Raw genomic sequence first — 20,208 nt, 5'->3', positions numbered from 1 at the left:
AGCGTGATTGAGGGGGAAGGCCAGCGTTACAGGCGCCATCAGTCTTCCTCCTTGAGCAGAACCTGCTTGTCGTTGAGCAACACCGACAAGATGATCTGGTGGCCGCGAGGGGGGATGCGCAGCACTTGGCTCCAGGTGGCGTTTTCCTGGTTGCGGTAGTCGGCAATCACCGCAACGAAGCGGGTGTCCGGCTCGATAGGCGCAAAGGGGATGAACTTGAACTGGCCGGGCCGCAGCAGGTAGTCGTCATCGCGGATGTAGGTGCTTCGCAGCGCTTTGGCCGGGTCCTTGTCCAACAGCTCATACACACTGTTGCGCAGCAGCGAATCGTCGCGCAGTTGCAGGATTTTGATGGCCATGGAGGTAGCGATTGGCTCTGCCGTCACGGTAGTGGTGGGCGGCAAGGTCAGGACTACAGTCGGATCGTCGTAGCTGCCGGGGGCACTTTCTTCCAAGGGGGAGCGCGCCGGCTCCTCGCCTTCCTCCACTGGCATGTCGACGGGCGAGATTGCCGGGAAGTGCTCCTGAAGGTACTCGAACAAAGCCCCGACCTTTTCGGTCAGCACGTAGGGGTCACCTGCGCTCAGGCTAACGCCATAGGGGCTTGGCTCGATGACGGGCTCCCCCTCGGGCGCCATCTCAAGGCTGTTCGGATTGCCATTGAGCGTCGGGCTGGCATTGATGCTGAACGCGACTTGGGTAGGGTGTTCCCTGGGTGCGCCGACGGGTACCGAGGGATCCATCACCACTTGGCCGATTTTGCTCAGGGAGGTGCAACCGGGAAGCCCGAGTAGCGCAATCAGCAGGCCGGCCACGAATGAATGACGGGTCATGGGCGTTCTCCTGCAATCAGGTGTTCCAGAGGGCTCTCTTGGGCTGCCCCTGTCGCGGTGTCCAGTGCTGCCAAGGGATCGTTGCCGATACCTGGCGCGAAGGCTGTGCAGATGTCTGCGACAACGTGCTTGGCGCCTGAAGTGGGTTGCCAAGGGTTGGCTGGAGCCTCCAGTAGCCAGTGATCAAGGGTGTGCTGTTCAGGCCTGAACAGGTCCTCCACCGAGCGTGCATCGGCCCGTGTAAATTGAACTTGCAGGCGATAGGCGCCAACGCGCAGTTGGTCACCTTCCAGCAGCCGCCGGGGGGCGAGCGCTCCCAAGCTGTCGTGGCTGTCATTCAGGTAGGTACGGTGGCAACGGTCAATCACGCAGAAGCTGCCCTCGATCCAGCGAATCTCGCAATGGATCGGTGCAATGGTCTGCTCACGATCGTTGATCCGCCAGGTGGCCCCTGCGCTGCCGAGAGTGCCGCCCGTGCGGTCAAACTGATGTCGGGCAGTGACGTTGTGTTGCAACTGATCAAGGTTGGTGATGCTCAAGGTCAATGTGCTCATGAGCGCCCCCGGAACCGCACGACAGGGCTGATCTGGCCGTGACGGTCATCGACAAAGCTGGTCCAGCCCAGGTAGGCGCCTCGGCTACGGTGCAGGCAGAAGGGCGACAGCGCGTTCTGCTTTAGGCGCAGCTCCAGGTCGTAGGCCAGCCCGTCACGCAACAGGAAATCGATCAGTGCACGCAAGCGATTGAAGTTGATGCCGCTGGGCAACAGGTCCCGCAACTGCTCCTGGTCGAGTTCGCTGATCACGATGGTGAACTTGCTGCTGCGGGTTCGCGTGCGGCTGCCGACCATGAAGGAGCTGCCCAACTGGCCATTGCGGCGGCCCAGGCTCACCAGCTGTCTGGCCGTGGTGGGAACCAAGCGGGTCTCGAACTCGCGGATGTGCACCTGCTGCAAGTCGAAACAGTGGGCGATGATGCCGGCAACGGTACCCGGCGCTCGGCTGCGGCTGGCAATTACCCCGGCGAAGCTGAGCAGGCGGCTCCAGGGCAGCGGGGTGTCGCCGCGCAGTTGTTTGTCATTCAGGCCGAGCAGGGCAAAGAGGTACTGCGAGAAGCCGTCGGTCGCGCCCGGCTGGAAGCGGATGTAATAGCGGTACTTGCGCCAGATGCGGTGCAACAGGCTGAGCAGGTAGTGATTGAAAAAGTCAAAGAAGGCCGGCCGCACACCGATGCCATGGGCATGCTCGTACGACACTTCTTCCAGGTAATAGGTGGGCAAGGGCGAGTCTGTGCCGTGCAGCCCCATGAATGTGGTGCACACGCGATAGCGGTCTTCTGTTTCAGGCATGCGTTCGGCCTTGTAGACGTCGGACACGGGAAAGGTCAGGCGCGGGTCGCTGGCAAGCCGTACGCGCAGCCGTGTGGCCGGGGCAGGCCAGCGTGGTTCCAGGTCATCCCCGTGCAAGCCGTGCAGGCGCTCCAGCAACTGGAAGAAGTTGTACTGGTGTGCCTCGGCGAGCAGCTGGTCGGCTAGAACAGCGGTTGTTTGCCGGTCTGGATGGGCCATGTGTAGCGCTCGTTGTTGGTGGTGTTGATCACTTCCAGTTGGTGGAAGGCGTTGATGCTGGCGTACAGGGCAAAGAAGTGCGCCAGTACGCAACCGAACAGGTACAGGTCGCCTTCGCAGAGGAATGCGCCTTGATCCAGCTCCAGCCGTGTACGCAACCCGCGAATGGGTTGGCCCTTGATCAACCAATCCAAAGGCTCGGTTTGAATATCCCGAATGCCATCGAGGCGTTTACGGGTGGTGCGGGTTTGCTGGATGTCATGCAGGGCGGCAAAGTCATAGGCATTGATGACCGCTTTCAGCGGTTCGGCCGATAGCAGCGACAGGTAATTGAGCGACATGTTGGAGATCAGGGCCCACTGCAACTGGCCGTCCAGTACCGGCCGGTAGGGGCGGGTGGGAGGACGCAGGTTGGTATAGGTGGCCAAGGGTGGTGTGACCTCGGAAGTCACATTGATGTCATCGACGGTTAACGCCAGCGGCAGGTCGCGGTTGGTACAGGTCAGGTCGATGGACGCTGTTTCCAGCTCGCCGATGTAGGCATTGGCGTCGGCACGTACGAATGCGATGCGGTGCATGACGCCATCGCCCCGCAATGAGTCTTCGATACTGTACCGGTAGTACAGGGCGGTGCGACCTTGCACATGCTCGATCTCATGGGCGAATGACTCAAAAGGGCGGAACGTGCGAAGGTGTTCACCGGTACTGCCATCAGTGGTCGTGCGGGTGCTGATGACCTGGTCGACACTGAAGATTTCATAGGCGTGCGGCTGCTTACCTCGGGGCGTAAGCTCGACCTGGGCGGGCCGGCTGGAGAGGTCGATGGGTTCGGCGCTGTGGCTGAACAGGTTCACCGCAGGGGTGCAGAACAGGCTGAAGTCGGCGCTGCCGACACGCAGCGAATCCGGTAACTGGCGGGTGAAGTGAAATTCGAGGCCGACGCTCTCAGCCGTTTGATCGGGCCAGGCCTTTTCCAGCCCGGTTACGCTGAAGAAGTGGAAACGCTCGGGAAATACAAAATACTCCTGCAGAATCCGGTAGCCGTCGAAGACGTTCTGGGGGTAAGGCAGCAACGCTTGGTCCGGGCTGAAACCCGGGAAGACGACGCTGCTGGACGGCAGCCTGCGAACCTCGCCATTGATAGTCACGCTGACCTGATCAAGGTACTGGGACAGCCACAGATACAGCGTGCGGGCTGTAAGGGTGTCTCCGCCCAGATGGAAGTCGAGACTGGCGCAGCCCAGGGTATTCAATGGCCGCTCGACCAATGTTCGCAAACCGAGCCAAACCGCCGAACTGTCGAGTGTCTGGGTCGCACCTACCGCATCGATCTCGAACGGGTGGATGTCCACCGCTGTGCAGGTTCGAAATTCGCAGGGCACTCCGTCCACGGGTCTGGAAAAGAGCCGTGAGCCGCTGGGGATACGGTGCGACTGGCTGAGCGCCTGCTTGCGCGGCGTAAACTGAATGATCGTGGCACTTGGCAAAGGCCGCAGGTAATTGGGCCACAGCAGCTGCAGCATGGGGTGCGTCAGCTCCGGCAGGTCGTCCTCCAGCTTGAGCCGCAGCTTGGCCGTGAGAAATGCAAAGGCTTCCATCAGGCGTTCGACATCCGGGTCGCTGCCACCCTTGCCAAGCAGCCGGGCAAGTTGTGGGTTGTCTTGGGCGAAGTCGTTCCCCAGTTCATGCAGGTAACGCAACTCTTCGCTGAATCGGTCTTTGAGTGTCATGGGTCACCTCACGCGGGTGTGGCGGTTATGGCCGTTGACCAGCAGCTCCAGTTGCAGCTGCTCCGTGTGGTTGTTGACCTGTACCAGGCAGTCCAGCCTGAAATGCAGCTCCAGCGGGGCATGACAATCGGGCATGGCGTTGAGCGTTCGCACGTGCACGCGCGGCTCAAAGCGCTGAAGGGTGCGGCGGATGTCCGCGCGCACTTGCTGCAGAAGGTCGCCACTGCTGACGTCGTGCCCGTTGAAGTCACGCAGGCCCAGTTCAGGGCTGCTTTTGGAGCAACCCTGGCGAGCGTTGAGTAACGTTTCGAGGTGGCACTTGATGGCGGCGAACTTCTGGGAAGCGCTCTCCTGCAGGGAGGGTTCGCGGCTAACTGACTGATCCACCTTCAAACGACTGAAAAGACCACTCATTGCGTGTCGAGCCGTCCGACCAGGGAGATCTCGAAGTTCGCGCCCATGTATTTGAAATGCGGGCGCACGGCGAGCGAAACCTGGTACCAGCCCGGGTCACCGGCAATGTCCGAAACCTCCACCCGCGCAGCACGCAACGGACGGCGGCTGCGCACATCGGCTGACGGGTTTTCCTGGTCGGCAACGTACTGCCTGATCCATTTGTTCAGTTCGGATTCAAGGTCCTTGCGCTCCTTCCAGCTACCGATCTGTTCGCGCTGCAGCACCTTGATGTAGTGGGCCAGCCGGTTGACGATGAACAGGTAAGGCAGCTGGGTGCCGAGCTTGTAGTTGGTCTGCGCTTGCAGGCCTTCGGGGGTCTTGGGGAAGTGTTTGGGTTTTTGTACCGAGTTGGCTGAGAAGAACGCGGCGTTGTCGCTGTCCTTGCGCATGGTCAGGGCGATGAAGCCCTCTTCGGCCAGCTCGAACTCCTTGCGGTCGGAGATCAGGACTTCGGTCGGAATCTTGGCCTGCAACTGACCCAGGGACTCGTACAGGTGTACCGGCAGGTCCTCGACGGCGCCACCCGACTGTGGGCCGATGATGTTCGGGCACCAGCGGTAGCGGGCAAAGCTGTCGTTGATGCAACTGGCCAGCAGGAAGGCGGAGTTGCCCCACAGGTAGTTTTCGTGTCGGCCGGCGATGTCCTCGGCGTAGTGATAGCTCTGCACGGGGTTTTCTTGCGGATGATAGGCAGAGCGGAGCATGAAGCGCGGCCCGGCAAGCGCCGCATAGCGCGAATCCTCACTTTCACGGAACGCGCGCCACTTGGCGTGCCGTGGGCCGGCGAAGATGTCCTTGATCTCCTTCAGGTTGGGCAACTCTTCAAAGCTGCTGAGGTTGAAGAATTCAGGGGAGGGTGCGGCAAGAAAAGGGGTATGTGACATGGCGCCGACCGAGGCCATGTAACTTAATAGCTTGATATCGGGTGAAGAGGGGCCGAAGCTGTAGTTGCCGACCATCGCGGCAACCGGTTCACCACCAAATTGGCCATACCCTGCGGTGTAGACATGTTTATAAATGCCACTGCAGGTAATGTCGGCCGCATGCTCGAAGTCGTCGAGCAAGTCGTCCTTGCTGACATGCAAAACCTCAAGTTTGATGTTCTCGCGAAAGTCTGTGCGGTCGACCAGAAGTTTGAGGCTGCGCCAAGCCGACTCGAGCTGCTGGAACGCGGGCTGGTGCAGGATGGCGTCCATCTGTTTGCCGAGTACCCGATCCAGCTCTGCAATCATCTGATCAACGCGGTGCTTATTGATTAATTGATCAGGGTCATGAGTTTTCAGGATGTCGGCAATAAAGGCCGATACACCCTGGCGAGCGACTTGATAGCCCTCTTGAGAGGGCACCAATCTGGTTTCTGCCATGATCTGGTCGAGCAAGGTGGCGTTGCTCAATGTCTCGGTTGTTGTTTCAGCCGTGAGGGTCGTGCTGTTTTGCTTTGGCATGGGGACGCTCCGTTGTCTCAGTCTTGTTTAGGCGCCTCAAGCACCAGGTCCAGTTCTTCGGCGAGTTGTTTGCGCGCTTGCTCGTTGCTCAGCAGGTGCTGCAGTTGCTTGCGAAACGCCGGCACGTTGCCCAGCGGGCCTTTGAGGGCCACCAACGCTTCGCGTAGCTTCAGCAACTTATTCAGCTCCGGAACCTGGCGGGCGATGCTATCGGGTCCAAAGTCGTCGATGGACGTGAACTGCAGGGCGACCGCCAGCTCCGCATCCGGGGCTGTGCTGAGCTCGGAGGGCACGGACATGGCCAGGCTGACAGCGGCATCGTTCAACACGTTGTTGAAGGTGTGTTTATCGATGCGCATGACTGAGCGGTCTTCCAAAGCGCGGGTGTCATCCAGACCGAAATCACCCAGCACCAACATCTTGTGCGGCAGCTCTATTTCGGCGTGTTCATCGCCAGTGGCGGGTACATACTTGATGTTGATGCGTTCTTTGGGTGCGACAGAACCGGATGATTTGCGCATGGCTATATATCCTTGCTGGTGCGAGGCCTATATGTAGGATGCGTCCTACAAGTTGGCGTTTAATATTAAACATGAATGGCTGAAGCATCCGATGCTTGAGCGTCGTGTTGCTAAAAAACCATGCGCTTAATATTTGCCTAGCGTCGAGTTTGAATATGTAACAAAATAATTTCTTGTAAGTATCCGTCTTCGTGTACTAGCCTTGTTTCGCTGTTGTGGAGTGGCCGGCTGGTTGCCAGTACCGGTGTGCTGTTGAATAACAGAGTTGAGATGGAATGATTCCTCGCTATCCAAATGGCGTTTGGCTTTTATTACTGTTTTGCTGGGCGCCCGCCTTGGCAGTCGAGCCGCGGGACTGTCCACGAATCGTGTCTGACATCGAGCGCTTGGCATGTTTTGACCAGGCTGCGGGCACGCCGGCGCACACGATGAGTCGACAGTGGTCAGCGCAAGAGCAAGATGCGCCCACTGTGAGTCGCGTAGTGACTCAGGCGCTCGAGCGCGCACCCGGGGACCTCATGTTCCGTCTCAGTCGTGGGGATGACGAGGTCATGATTTCGGCGCCTGCCGACACCGTGGTCACACCGGCGCCCTACTTGGTGATCAGTTGTGTGCAGAACATCTCCAGGCTCCAACTGATCACCGCGCACCCCATCGATACCGGCCGGGTGACCGTGCAATTGCTAGGGGAACATGGCTCAACTGTCCCTACGCCCTGGCAGGTGAGAGAGAACGGTCAGGTGCTCGATGCCGGGCGAGGGCTGCCGGGCATCGAGCAGATCAAGCAATTGATCGGGGCTAAGCGCATTCACGTCGAAAGTGACAACCCAGCCGTTGACGGCCTGGTTTTCGACGCTAAGGGGCTCGACCCACTCATCGATGAGGCGCGCAAAGCATGTCGTTGGTAACAGAGGTCACCGCACAGGAAATTGCCCGGTTACTTGCCCCCATCGACGCTCAGAGCCCTGCTGGTTTGTTCGATGTGGAGGACGAAACCTACCAGGCCATTGACCAGGAGATGATCAAGCTGGGTGGGCTGCAGGAGGCTTCCATCGACTGGGTTTACATCGAAGAAGCGTCCTGCCAGTACCTAGGTTCGCAGTGCAAACATTTGCGCATCGCCGCGCATCTCAGTGCCGCCTGGCTGCGCAGCCGATGTTGGGAACGGTGGGTTTTTACCTTGGCAATGCTCGCCGGTTTGATCGAGCAGTATTGGGAAGGTTCGTACCCCAAACCGGGCCCTAAGGGTTTCTTGGGTAAACGCAAGTTGGTTGCCCTGATACTCAATCGTCTCATCGAAGCGCTGCCACAGCTGGACCACTTCACATACAGCCCCGCTCATGCGGCGGTGGCACAGGACGCTTTGGAACGTTTGCAACAGCAGCAAGCGGCCGCGCAGCTGGATGAAGCCGTTCTGGGCGAACTGAAGCAGCTGCTTGGCAAACACATAGAGCTGGCTAACGGCGCGAGTGACTCAACAACGGCCAAGGCCCCTGCAAGCGGTATCAAATCTGCACCAATGGCCGATTTCATCGCCACGCCAATGCCGCGTGTGTCGCTGGGCAGCGAGCGTGAGTCCCGAAGGGCGATGCTCACTATGGCCGAGCTGATCAACCATCAGGATCCCTATGATCCTGCCGGCTACCTGTTACGTCGGTTCGGCTTGTGGGCTCATATCCAGGCGGCACCTCAAACCAAGCAAGGTAACCGCACCGAGCTGATGGCCGTACCTCAGGATATTGCCGGTGATTATGAAGAGGCCATTGCGGGGACCGCCATTGACGCGGCTTTGCTATTGCGGATCGAAAAGAGTGTGACGGCTTGCCCCTACTGGATACGCGGCAGTTTCCTCGCGGCCACCGCCGCCACGCGGTTGGCCATGAGCGAGGTGGCTGAAGCCATTCGTGCTGCGACCGCACGGTTCGTGCAGCGCTTGCCGGCACTGCAGCAGTTGTGCTTCAGCGACGGCCGGGTGTTTGTCGATGACCAATGCCTGGCGTGGCTCAAGGGCACACAAAGCGCATCGGATCTGGGGGCAGCCACCCATGAGTTTGTCAGCCTGCGTGAGGAACTGGTCAGCCAGTTGGAAGCGGGTGGCGTGGAGCCGGTCTTGCTCAGGCTACAGGGGATGCAGGCGGAGCTCCACACCCCCCGTGAGCATTGCCATACCACCGTCATTGCCGCTGACCTGTTGGCCGCTCGGGGCGTGTCGTGGCTGGCCCGGGACCTATGTGCAGGTGTAGCCATAACGATGCAGGAAACCGCCGCCAGCGCCTGGGAGCCGGAGGTGTTTCAACGCCTCCAGCGGTATGCGGCACCGCTAATACAGGCTGATCGGAACAAGGAACGGGAGTCACGATGAACCCACTATGGAAGTACATCAAACGCTGGGCCTTGCCCTGGGTGACCCGTATCAGCCTGGCCATGCCGGTGCTACTCGTACTGGGTGCTGTACTGATGCTGGTTGCCATCTGGTGGCTCGGTCCGCAATGGACGTGGCGCGAGCAGCAACCGTTGGCCAGCATGGCCCATCGAGGGCTGGCCAGTCTGGTACTCGTGTTGGTGCCCCTGCTGTGCTGGCTGGTTGTGTTGCGCAAGCGTAATCACCGCCTGCAGGCAGAACGCAATCAGGCGGTGGCCGCCGAGCTGGACCGCACGTTGCCGTTCGTTCAGGCGCAAGAGAAGGCATTGAACCAAGGGCTTTCGCGATTTCTGCACAATGCGGGTGGGCGACGCGCCTTGTACCGATTGCCCTGGTACTTGGTATTGGGCGACCAGCACGCCGGCAAGACCAGCTTCATCGACCGTACCGAACAGAATTTCTCGCTGACGCACATCGACAAGGCGCAGGCACGGGGCCGACAAGCGCAAGCGCTCGCCTACCCGCTCGGTTGGTGGGTCAGCAACGAGGCATTGATCATCGATCCACCGGGCGCCTTCATCAGTCAAGCATCGCGGCCAGTTTCGCCACCCGAGCAAGCCGATGCCAATGACGTTCCTCCCGATGCTGCAGCCAGGTTGTGGCAACACTTGCTGGGTTGGTTGGTGCGCAACCGCAGCCAAAGAGCACTCAACGGCGTGCTGCTGGCTGTCGACCTCCCTGCGCTGCTGCACGGCACACCTGAGCAGCGTGTTGCACTCGCGCATGTTTTGCGTGCGCGGCTGTACGAGCTGAGCAGTCAGTTGGGCTCCCGCCTGCCGCTGTATGTAGTGTTGACCAAGTTCGATCTGCTGGATGGTTTTGACCAGTTTTATGCCGGGCTTCCTGCTGGCTCGCGGGAAAAGATGCTGGGCTTCACCTTCAAGCTGGATGCGGTGGGAACGTTCGACGCCTGGCTGGAAGAGTACGGCGATCACTACGACCTATTGCTCAGGCAGACGTTTGAGCAGGTAGTTGATCGTCTCGATACGATAGGTGAGGCGCCATCGCGAACGCGTCTCTTCACATTACATGCGCAGCTAATGGGGTTGCGCCCCATACTGCTGGGTTTTCTGAAAGAAGCGCTGGCAAGCGACCGCTTCACCACGCCTGCCTTGGTGCGTGGCGTGTACTGGTCTTCGGTCGTGCAGCAGGGTGACATGCTCAATGCGTTCGTGCGTGAAGCGGCACAGCCTTACAAGACGAAGCTGCCGTTGCTCGAGGGCAAGGCGCAAGGCAAGGCGCTGGCCTATTTCATCCAGCACGCATTCAAACGGGTCATCTATCAGGAGGCCGGGCTTGCCGGCGACAACATAAGGGTGGCGCGCACCAAGCGTCAGTTGCTCTGGGTAGGCTCAGGTGTAGGGGTTTTGGCAGTCTGTGTGGCTATTGCCAGCTGGCAGCGTTACTTCGATATCAATGGTGCCAAAGCCGCCAATGTGCTCGCCAAGAGCAGGGAATACAGTCATTACGAAGTGGATCAGCGGTTGGATCCGACCGGGCGCAACCTGCTGGCGCCGCTGGACCAGATCCGAGATGCCGTGTCGGTGTTTGGCGACTATCGCGCTGCGTGGCCGGGTGTTGCGGATCTAGGTCTGTATCAGGGGCGAGCTATCGGGCCTACGGTCGATGAGGCCTACCTGAGCTTGCTCTCCAAACGCTTCTTGCCGGCCCTGGCCAGCGGCGTGGTCGATGTCATGAACGCGGCGCCCCCAGGCAGTGAGCAGCAAATGGCTGCACTCAGGGTTTACCGCATGCTGGAGGACCGCCAGAACCGACGAACCGAGTGGGTCGAAGACTGGATGGCCCGCCAGTGGCAACAGAAGTTCCCCGGTCAGGGCCAACTGCAACGGGACCTGATGCGGCACCTGAAGTACGCGTTGGCCTATGCCGACACCGACCTTGCGCAGTTCAGCCAGCGTATTGCCGAGGTACAGCAGGCCCTGCGCAGGGTACCGCTGCCAGAGCGAGTGTATGCGAGCCTGAAACAGCAGGCCGGGGAGCAGTTGCATACCGGCCTGGACCTGCGTCATCAAGTGGGTCCAGCCTTTGATGTGGTGTATCAGTTATCTGGCAGTGCCAGAAAGGGCGATGATGTCCTGCTGGCACCGCTGCTCACCGCCAAAGGCTTCAAGGAGTACTTCGAACCGCGCAGTCAGCGGTTTGCCGACATGGCAATGATCGACCAATGGGCATTGGGTGAACGCGGTCAGCTTGATTATTCGGACGCTGATCGGGAGGCGTTGAGCGAGCGGCTGCGCAACTTGTACAGCGCGGACTACGTTGACAGCTGGCGGCGCGCCTTGAACGCCATTTCAGTGGCTGACTTCCGCGATCTGGATCATGGGGTTGCGATCCTGCAGCAGTTCACCGGGCCCGCGGCCCCCCTGCATCGGTTGCTGGATACGGTAAGAGATAACACTTCACTTTCTACACCTGCAAACGTCGAGCCCCCCAAAGAGACCGCAGCGCTGCAACCGAAAAGCAGCAACGCCGAGCAACATCAGGCCTGGGCTATTCAGCGGGCTTTTACCGGGCTGAGCGCCATGTTGCAGGCAGCGGGCGAGAAGCCGAGCTACTACGATGAAACCCTTGGCGCCATTGCGGCCCTTCATGATTACGCCAAGGCGGTGCAGGACAGCCCGGACAGAGGCAAAGCTGCACTGCGCGCTGTGCATCAACGTTTCTCGATGACGGGGCAGGATCCAATTGGCACCTTGCAGCGAGTCGCCACCGGCTTGCCAGAGCCAATCAACCACCAAGTCCGGAAAGTGGCGGATCAAACGGCACAAGTGCTGAATGTTGAAGCCCTGCGCGAGCTGGAGCGGCGCTGGGATGCCGAGGTATACAGCTTCTTCCAGCAGCGCCTGGCAGGGCGCTACCCTTTCGTGGTTCGGGCGCCTGATGCTTCGCTGGACGACTTCGAGGCCTTCTTCGGGCCGAAGGGGCGGCTGCAGCAGTTCAACGATCAGTACCTGAAGGTCTTCCTGAAGGATAACCTCGAAGCCCTGCAGGCCGGCCAGCAGGGGCAATCACTGATCCGCAGCGATGTGATCGAACAGCTGGAGCGGGCAGACCGCATCCGTGAGACCTTCTTCGATCAGCGCGGCAACCTGAGTGTGCTGTTCAGCATCGAGCCCCTGGGGTTGAGCGCCAACCAGCGCACAAGCTTGCTGGACCTGGATGGCCAACTGATCTCCTATACCCATGGCCCGAGCCAGATCACTGGTATCGTCTGGCCCAATACTTTGGGGCAGCAGGTGCGCAGCAACCTGACCTTGCTCAGGCAGAACGGCAATAGCAGCAGTTTGGAGTACCGAGGGCCGTGGTCGATGTTCCGTTTGCTCAGCCGTGGTGCGCTCAACGGGCGTACGGCAACCAGCGTAGACCTGAGCTTCAGAACCGGCGATGGCGTGATGCGTTACAGGCTCAACGCGCAGAAGGCCTTCAACCCAATCACGCAAGAACCGTTCAAAAATTTCCGGTTGCCACGAGGGTTGTTGCAGAAGTCGCCCAAGCTGGGGGCCACTACGCAAGCCGGCTTATAAGTAGGCAATTCATGCAAACGCAAGAGCGTGTCCAGGCGTTGAATTACCGTACGCAGGCGATTGAGCCATTGGAGTCAAGTATGCATACCCTGCTTAAAGATAGACCTGGAAAGCGGGGCTGGCTAAAAAATCCAATGACTTCAATGGGACAAGTAATTTTTCACATCGCGTTTTCCGTTGCCCGCGAAAAGCATGGGCTGCAGCTGCTGATTCAGCGATAGCTTACGGTGAAGCTCAACGCCCCTTCGGCACTCCCTGCTTTTACAGTGGCTTGAGTCTGGTAATAGCGGGCTTGGAAGTCCAGCCGGGTTTGACCGGTAGCAATAGGGGCCACGGGTACGTCCTGCTGGAGTTTCACCGCACTGCCGTCGTGATGCAGCAACTGTATGCCGATACCCTGCGCGGTCGATGAGCTGGTCAGGCTGAACAGGCCACGGTCCTTGTCGATGATCGTGGAGCCTTTAACGCCGTCGAAGTTCAGGTAAGCCTGCACGCCAGAGCCGCTGTCGGTCACGCAATCGTTGAGGGTAATGGAGAACGGGGTCGGCGGGGTGGTGTAGTCCGGCCCGGTAAAGCTGCTCAGATCGTGATCGCCCAGCAGCACCGGGTCGGCGCTGACAGGATTGCCGGTGAGTGTGCATTGTGCCTGCATGACGGTGCCATGCAAGTTATAGCTCAGCACATTGCCAACGTCACTGAATATGCCGCTGAACAGCTGCTTGCCATTGAACGCTTGGGGACCTGCCGCAATGGGGCCGGTTTTGATCAGTGTTATTTGAGCTTTCAGCCTTCTGGCATAGATACCCGTCGGCGCGGTGCTATGCTCTGCCCGACCTTGATAGGGGATCGAATCCCATGTCACGGGCCTCCAGAAGTTGGGCGAAATCCCATTCATGTAGGGTTCTTGCAGGCGTATGTGAATGCCAACGCCATCAACGCCTGTTTGCAGGATACGACCGGTGAGGTCTTCACCACCTACCGGCGGGACCGGGTCGGATACGATCGGCGTAGTTGCCTGCAATTGCACGGTCAGGGGGATGCCTTGGTAGTCGCAGACCAGGTTGATACCCATCTCGTTGCGCAGGTTACTGGCTTGGTTCAGTGTACCGATCACGGTGCCGACCGGTGCGTCGCGGGGGATCCAGTAGGTGCCTAGACGCAGGTTGAACTCCATGTGTCCGGATTTACTGTCTTCCCAGAAGCATTCTGCCAGTGCATTGGCCGAGAAGGCTGAGGCTAATACCAGGGCGCACAGGGGCGTTGAGCGTTTCATTGGGCTGAATCCTTGGATCAGGGCATCCATCACAAGCACTGTGCACTGTGCGTGCGGTAGCCGTGATTGGAGGGGATGTTGGTGGGGTCGATGGTGAGCTGGCAGGTATGCTGTGCCTGCTCACCCCAGCGCACCTGTAATTGCTGAGGGGTTTCATCGATGGCCAGCAGTGCTTGCCCTGCCTGGCCGACCACGGCCAGGGGCTGGCCTTCGGCATTGCTCACCTGGGCGCCGAACGGCAGTGGCCGACCTTCGGGGTGCTGCAGCGTGAGAATAACGCGGGCGACCCGCCGTGCTGCAAACGCTGCCTTGACGATAGCGCCGCGACGCGGCACCAGATTGGCGCTGCCCTGGTCGATTTCCACTTCGGGCCCAACGCCGTCGGTGTCGAGCAGCAGCGCGTTCTTGCGGTAGGGCCGAAGGTGCGGTACCAGCATGTAACCGCGGCTGTCGGTGGTGGCATTCGGGGCGTTGCGGGTACCGATATTGCTGACACCCGGAACGTGCACCAATGCATTGGTTTCGCCCAGGTAGTTGCCGAACGTGAGGCCGTCTTCATGCAAGAGCAGGCTGCCGCTGATATTGGCGGACAGCGAGCGGAAGTTGCCGCCTTGGGTATAGCCCGCGCCATAACTGGCGTAGGCGTTCTGATAACCCATCGATAGCGCGCCACTGCTGTTATTACGGGCATCGCGGTCGGCGGAAATCGCGTAGTGCAGCTGGTTGTCCAGTGCGCTGGCGTTGAGGCTGGCGCGTTGGCGCTGTTTGCCACCCGCCGATTGCACATCGAAGGAGGCGTGCCCCATGTGCGCGAAATCCAACGGTAGCGTGATGCTCAGGCCGATCAGCCGGTCTTCCTTGCCCTGTGCGCTCAGTGCCTGGGAGGCGAAGAAATTGTAGTTGACCTTGCGCCATTGGGTATTGAACTGGAGTTGGTACTGCCGCCGCCGCAAATTATTGCGCCAGTAGTCATCCTGGGACACTGTGAGGCTGAGCGAACTGCCAGCGCCGATACTTTGCTGTGCCGAGGCCTCAACGCGGCTGCGCCGGTTACCCAGGTAGCGGCTGTCGGCAGCCCGTTCGCGTACGGCTTCATCGTAGTCGCGGTAGCCTTCGGTCGAATAGCGGTAGCCGGCGAAGCGCAGGTTGGTGCCGGTTTGGAAAATCTTGCCATAGCGCGCCGAAAAACTTTGCCCCTGAACCTCTCCCAACGAGCCGCCCAGGTCGGTACGGGCATGGGTAGCATCCAGCGAGAGGGCACCGAGTTTGCCCAAGTCTTTACTCACGCCCAACGTGCCGGCCTTGTAGTAGTCGCCGCCCTGTAACCCGCCGTAGAGCGTGGAGTCCCAAGCGCCGCCGCGGGCCAGGGTGCTTTGCCAAAGCAGAGGGTCGTCATGGCGACCGGCGCCGTTATAACGGCCTAAGGTCGCACTGTAGCGCCAGATGCCCGGGCGTAGCAGGTTGGCCATGCTGGAATAGGGCTGGATGAACCGCCTGACCTGGCCGTCGGCTTCGGTCAGCACCACCTCCAGTTCGCCACTGCCGGTGCCGATGCTGAGGTCATCGATGGCGTAGGGGCCGGCTGCGACGTAGGTGGAGTACACCGGGTAGCCGTTCTGCAAGATTTCCAGCTTGGCACGGGTCTGCGCCACGCCGCGGATCACCGGTGCATAGCTTTGCAAGGTGTCGGGCAGCATGCCCATGTCGGAAGCTAACTGCACGCCTTTGAACGGCTGGCTGCGGAACACCTCGCCGTTGCTGAGCGTCTCGCCAAGGGTGATATTACCCCGGTTGTCCGGCAGGTCACGCTGGGCATAGGTGTTGCTGTGCGTCCAGCGGCTTTTGCCGTCGCCGGTGTCCCGCAGCGCCTGGCTACTGCGAACCCTCCACGCACCGATGTTCAGCCCGCTATGAACCAGCAAGTCATGATTGGTGCTGCTTGCACCGCGCTGATTGCGGGTTTGCATGGACGCCTGGTAGTTCAGGAAGGCGGCCGAAATGCCCGAGCTCCACTGCTCGGGTGGTACGCTGCCGACGATGTCGCGGCGCAGGGCTATCTGTGGGATGGAGAGCATCAGGCGCAGTGTTCTGCTGTCGAAATCGGTTCTGGCATCCGCTACCAGGCTGTCCAGGTTGATGCACTGCTCGTCAGGCAGTGCAGCGGCCAGGCCCTCTTCGCGCAACCCCACTTCGCGCAGCAGCGCGGCGCTCAGGCACGCTTGCAAGCCCTTGCCTTCGGCAGACTTGACGAGTTCCACCGAGCGTTGGCCCAGGTAGTCATGGTTGACGCTGACCTCGACGCGGTAGTGGCCGGGGCTCAATGGCGCTTCTGCCGCCAACGCCTGCAGCGCGGTAGCGCCCGCGTCGGTGGGTTGATCGGGCGCCTGGCGCATGAAGCTCGAGTTGAAATGCAGGTCTGGCTGATTCGCGAACGCGGGACGTGGGGCTGATAGCAGCAGGCTACCACCGGCTAACGCCAGTAACGGGGCGAATGGGCAGGGAGGAGTGAACCTTCGTATCGAGCGCAGGAGCATCGCGGAGTCCTATCGAAGCACGGGACGTCACCAGGGGGAGGGCCTCTGGGGTAACGGAACTGAGCGCGAACGATAGAGATGGGAGTCGAGCGGGAATGTAGGGGATTTCTGGATGCGGGCTGGAATTTCGAATAGCGGATCTGCTTGCGAAACGAGGGCTTCAGTGATGAAGCCCTCGCATGCGTCAGGTGCGATCAGTATTAAACAGGCGTTCCTATGGCCCCGTTCTCCTTGCCTCCGGTCTTCCACACGAGATTGATGGGTCTCAATTGAAACATTTCGGAAACGGCCGGATCGGCGATCATGGATGGGTCAGCTGCTCTAGCCACAGGGGGCGACGGCGGGGTTGCAGTCATTGCCGGAGTGCTTTGTGAAGGACCGGGTACTACACTGTTGCGAGGCGTAGTAAGCGGCGAGTAATCCGGCGATGGAACAGCGGGTGGAGTAGCACTATTACTACGAACTACCTGCGAAGTGCTAGGCATTGGTGGAGGTACGGGAATGGTGCTCCCACCCCCCGGTGGCGACATTGGAGTGGTTTGAACACTGCCTCTGCTCTGAGCACTGCCGCTACGGGAACCGAGACTGGGGCCTGTCGATGTTTGAGTGCCCACGGCCTTGCCCGCAGCGCTGCCTTTGAAGCCCGCCGCCGCAGATTGGATCATCGCACCGATACCAGCGGTCGCGAGTATGAAGCCAATCGTGGTGAGGGCGTCCTTCGCCGGCCCTTCTTCGACTATCACAGATCCAATCATCATGCCGACCCCCGCTAACCCGACCGCGGCCTTCGCCGCGATGGCGAGGCTCAGCCCGCCGGTGAACACCGCCGCTGCCGTCGCGATGATGAGAACGGCGCCGAAGATGACCGGCAGCAGGAAATCCATGAACCCGACTTTCTTTTTCTCTGGCTCAGGCTGCCCGGTGTAAGGCGGTCGTGGATCGCGTCGCAGCTCTGGTCCTCGCTGGCTGAGATGCCCGGTGGGGTCTTGCCAGTTGACCGGGTTGCCCAGGACGTACATGTACGGGTTGATACCGGCGTCTTCAGGTGCCAGCGAGTCCCGGCTGCGGAAACATTTGAGTTCCGGTTCGTACACCCGGTAGCCCTTACCCAGCATGTAGCAGTCCAGGCCCGGCTCGCGAACTTCGCCATTGAACGCGAAGGGGCATTGCAGTTCATCGGCGTCCGGACGCTCACCGTAGCCACTGTAATGCGCGGTATGTACGCCATCGGCAGCGTATTCACCGATGACGCTGCCGCTGGTGTCACTGAGCAGCAGCCTGACTTCGTCGCTCACACCTGGGCGCTGCATGCCCAGCGGGTGTTCACCGCCATGAAGGTAGCGCGTCACGATTTGCTCGCGCCGGGTACGGCTCAGCCGATAGCCCTGGTAGCGGCGATGTTCTTCGATACCGGACTGGTCACGTACGCCGATCAGATGGTCGTGCCCGTCATAGCGGTAGGTTGCCAACGACACGCTGTTGTCTGGGCTGCGGACTTCCTGCAGGCGACCGCGCTCGTCATAGCTGAGCTGGTTGCCCCGGCTGTCATTGAGCATGTTACCGTCTTCGTCGTAGCGGAAGGTTTGGCTGGCCGGGTAATCGGGCTGCAGCGTATGCGTCACCGACTGCAACTGGAAACTGCCATCGGTTTTCGGGGTAAACACCGCCATATCCACTGCCCCATCAGCGAAGCGGGTCTGACACTGGGTCAGGTGGTCCAGGTCGTTGAAACGGTACATCTCCATGACGATTGCACGGTTGGCGCGGTTGCGTGGCAGCTGGGTACCCTGGTAATCGATCCTCGTCAGGCGGTCGAGATCATCATAGCTGAAGGTTTCCTTCAACAATTGCGCGCCATCGCAGTAATGTGACCGCTCGTGCAACTGGTCGTCGTCGCGCCAGGTCAGTTTCAGGGTGTGCGTGGAGCCATCATCCAGCGCTACCGTGCGTTCAAGGTAACGCCCCAGATCGTCATAGGTCTGTTCAGCGGTGACCGTGCGCCCGCTGAGGGCATCTGTCGTCAGAGTTCTGCTTGGCCGACCATCCTCGTCATAGTCGAATTCGGCAACCAGGTTGCCATCGGTGGTTTTCTTCAGACGCCCCAGTTCATCGTACTCATGAACGGTGTTTTCGCCGTCACTGCTACTTTGACCCAGCGGCAATCCTTGCAAGGAATGGCGATAGTCGATGCTATAGCTGTTGGCCGTGTCGGTGGCTTTCCATTGCTCCTGGCGCAGTAATCCCTGATCGGTGTAGTCGTAGAGGCGTTCTCCGGCTGGGTTCGCGGCGCTGGTGATGGACGAATCCTTGCGCGTGAAGGCGTACTTCAAGCTAGGTTCCGACTCTTCGTTGACCGCGATGCTCACAGGCTGTTCATTGAGCGTGAGGCGGTAGCCAAAGGTCGATGAACGGCCGCTGCCGCGCTCATGACGGTGAACCTTGATCTGATCGCCCTGGTAGCGGTAGACATCGACCATGGTTCCGACCGTGGTCTTAGCCAGTCGGTCGAGCCCGTCGTACTCGCGCTTGATAACGGTCTGTTCAGGTGCCGTGGCGCTTGCGCGCAGTGTCAGATGGGTGGTGAGTTCGGCGCTGGTGTGAGCGGCGAAGGTGCGCTTGAGCACTGAGCGGTTGGGGCGTTCGCGTTCGACCATTCGGCCCCAGACGTCGTAAACGAAACGCTGGGTGCGATCGAGCGCACGGGCCTCGTTCAACGGATCGCGTAAGGTCTGTACCTGCTTCACGCAGCGTCCGAGGCCGTCATAGCTGTAATCATTCGCGCCGACCTGCTTGCCAGCGAGGTCTTCGCGCGTTTCCCGCACAGGTTTACCCTGCCTGTTGAACTCGCTGATCATCAGCACCCGCTGTTTTTCGGGCTCTGTGGGGCGCTCTTGCCAGGTGCGGATGATGTCGCCGTCTTTACCGAACGGCGAGCGTGCACGGCGATGGGTAACGCCATCGGGGCCTGTGGTATGGCTGGTGTCGCCCCAGGCGTCGTAACCGAATGCAGTGGTCATCGAGCGCTTGTCTGTACCTTGCAATACATCGTGCCGCGTTTCTGATTGCAGGCGGCCAAGGCTGTCGTACTGGCAGTCATAGACACAGTGCCAGTTCCGCGTTTTGCCATCGTCGCTTTGCACTTGCCGCTCTTCGCTCAACGTGCGGTTGTAGCCGTCGAACCAGGTGCGGGTTACCACTTGCTGAACATCGGTAACGCTCTGGCTGGGTCGTTCTCCTGGGTTGCTAGGCAGGGTATAGCGGTACTGACGCGTGGCCTCGTCGTCGGTGTCGGGCGCCACGGTTTCGCTGACGAGTCGGCCCATCGCATCATATGCGTAATGAATGTGGACGCCGTTCAGGTCCTCACGTCGCATATCGTATCCGGTGTACCGGGAAACCGAGTTGTGCAGTGTCTTCTCCAGCCGGTCATGGCCTTTGAATGTCTGCCGGGTCTGGATGAGGCTTTCCGCGCCGTTGGCATCCTTGATGCGTGAATGGAAGTAGCGAATTTCCGTCGTGATGTCTGGCGTGTCGTCTTCGTGTTTCAGCGTGGTGGTCTGTTTGTCGACACGCCCGTGCAGGAAGGGGTTGTCCGGCGTATGCAAATAGCAGGTTGTCGCAACCTGCAGGGAGATTTCCTGCTCGTCGTCGTCTACCTGGACGAGTTCTTCTTGCGTGGCGCGTAGCCCAGGCGGTGCAGCGCTATTAGCCACAACGGCGAGTGTGGCATAACGATAGCGAGTACGCAGGGTTTTGGCTGTTTGCTCGACCCCTGTCGTTGTGGCTGGATGAACTGTCAGGGCTCGCAAATGCCGCGAGAACCCATAAGGGTCGGGCGGGCAGTTCCACGGCGTGGGCGCATCCGGTTCGTCGCTCGGCTCG

Annotated in this window: 14 protein-coding genes; 4 read left to right on the top strand and 10 right to left on the bottom strand. The window is 60.1% G+C overall.

All coding sequences use genetic code 11. The features are described from left to right. Positions 1-38 precede the first annotated feature (38 nt). From tssJ to tssB, 7 genes are read right to left on the bottom strand one after another with little or no spacing between them, the layout of a single operon-like run. On the bottom strand, positions 39-833 hold the full coding sequence (tssJ, locus tag PPA02S_RS10585; protein WP_028634795.1) for a type VI secretion system lipoprotein TssJ: 795 nt from the start codon (positions 831-833) through the stop codon (positions 39-41). Further along, positions 830-1,387 carry an FHA domain-containing protein gene (locus PPA02S_RS10580; RefSeq protein WP_028634796.1) on the bottom strand — a complete coding sequence of 186 codons (558 nt, stop codon included), beginning with the start codon at positions 1,385-1,387 and terminating at the stop codon, positions 830-832. The genes tssJ and PPA02S_RS10580 overlap by 4 nt, the downstream gene beginning before the upstream one ends. After that, positions 1,384-2,400: a type VI secretion system baseplate subunit TssG gene (gene tssG / locus PPA02S_RS10575; protein ID WP_028634797.1), complete on the bottom strand. Its 1,017-nt coding sequence runs from the start codon at positions 2,398-2,400 to the stop codon at positions 1,384-1,386. Before tssG ends, PPA02S_RS10580 begins: the two co-directional genes overlap by 4 nt. Beyond that, a complete protein-coding gene (gene tssF, locus PPA02S_RS10570) occupies positions 2,364-4,130 on the bottom strand; it encodes a type VI secretion system baseplate subunit TssF (protein WP_028634798.1) in 1,767 nt (588 codons plus the stop codon). Before tssF ends, tssG begins: the two co-directional genes overlap by 37 nt. A 3-nt stretch (positions 4,131-4,133) precedes the next feature. After that, entirely contained in the window at positions 4,134-4,544 is a 411-nt protein-coding gene (gene tssE, locus PPA02S_RS10565) for a type VI secretion system baseplate subunit TssE (protein ID WP_028634799.1), read from the bottom strand. Beyond that, entirely contained in the window at positions 4,541-6,031 is a 1,491-nt protein-coding gene (tssC, locus tag PPA02S_RS10560; protein ID WP_028634800.1) for a type VI secretion system contractile sheath large subunit, read from the bottom strand. Before tssC ends, tssE begins: the two co-directional genes overlap by 4 nt. 17 nt (positions 6,032-6,048) lie before the next feature. Next, a complete protein-coding gene (tssB, locus tag PPA02S_RS10555) occupies positions 6,049-6,552 on the bottom strand; it encodes a type VI secretion system contractile sheath small subunit (RefSeq protein ID WP_028634801.1) in 504 nt (167 codons plus the stop codon). A 275-nt stretch (positions 6,553-6,827) separates the two neighbouring features. Between tssB and vasI the strand changes: the two genes are divergently transcribed. The 4 genes from vasI to PPA02S_RS23020 are packed head-to-tail and all read left to right on the top strand — an operon-like array spanning position 6,828 to position 12,740. Beyond that, positions 6,828-7,460 carry a type VI secretion system-associated protein VasI gene (gene vasI / locus PPA02S_RS10550; protein WP_080667889.1) on the top strand — a complete coding sequence of 211 codons (633 nt, stop codon included), beginning with the start codon at positions 6,828-6,830 and terminating at the stop codon, positions 7,458-7,460. Continuing rightward, the gene (gene tssA / locus PPA02S_RS10545) at positions 7,448-8,914 is read left to right on the top strand and encodes a type VI secretion system protein TssA (RefSeq protein ID WP_028634803.1); all 1,467 of its coding nucleotides are present in this window, start codon (positions 7,448-7,450) and stop codon (positions 8,912-8,914) included. Before vasI ends, tssA begins: the two co-directional genes overlap by 13 nt. Beyond that, positions 8,911-12,519 carry a type VI secretion system membrane subunit TssM gene (gene tssM, locus PPA02S_RS10540; protein WP_028634804.1) on the top strand — a complete coding sequence of 1,203 codons (3,609 nt, stop codon included), beginning with the start codon at positions 8,911-8,913 and terminating at the stop codon, positions 12,517-12,519. The genes tssA and tssM overlap by 4 nt, the downstream gene beginning before the upstream one ends. Positions 12,520-12,530: 11 nt before the next feature. After that, a complete protein-coding gene (locus PPA02S_RS23020; protein ID WP_155273713.1) occupies positions 12,531-12,740 on the top strand; it encodes a hypothetical protein in 210 nt (69 codons plus the stop codon). On the opposite strand, the gene PPA02S_RS10535 is transcribed toward PPA02S_RS23020, so the two are convergent. From PPA02S_RS10535 to PPA02S_RS10525, 3 genes are all read right to left on the bottom strand, one after another. After that, complete coding sequence (locus PPA02S_RS10535; RefSeq protein ID WP_080667890.1) at positions 12,731-13,822, bottom strand: fimbrial protein; 1,092 nt, start codon at positions 13,820-13,822, stop codon at positions 12,731-12,733. The genes PPA02S_RS23020 and PPA02S_RS10535 overlap by 10 nt on opposite strands. After that, positions 13,822-16,326, bottom strand: a complete 2,505-nt coding sequence (locus PPA02S_RS10530) for a fimbria/pilus outer membrane usher protein (protein ID WP_028634806.1) — start codon at positions 16,324-16,326, stop codon at positions 13,822-13,824. Before PPA02S_RS10530 ends, PPA02S_RS10535 begins: the two co-directional genes overlap by 1 nt. Before the next feature lie 200 nt (positions 16,327-16,526). Further along, a complete protein-coding gene (locus tag PPA02S_RS10525; protein WP_217997273.1) occupies positions 16,527-20,135 on the bottom strand; it encodes an RHS repeat domain-containing protein in 3,609 nt (1,202 codons plus the stop codon). Positions 20,136-20,208: the final 73 nt, after the last annotated feature.

The organism is Pseudomonas parafulva NBRC 16636 = DSM 17004 (genome assembly GCF_000730645.1).
In the GTDB taxonomy this organism is placed as follows: Bacteria; Pseudomonadota; Gammaproteobacteria; order Pseudomonadales; family Pseudomonadaceae; genus Aquipseudomonas; species Aquipseudomonas parafulva.
The sequence above is the reverse complement of the archived record's forward strand: the minus strand, read 5'-3'. Positions and strand labels throughout refer to the sequence as shown.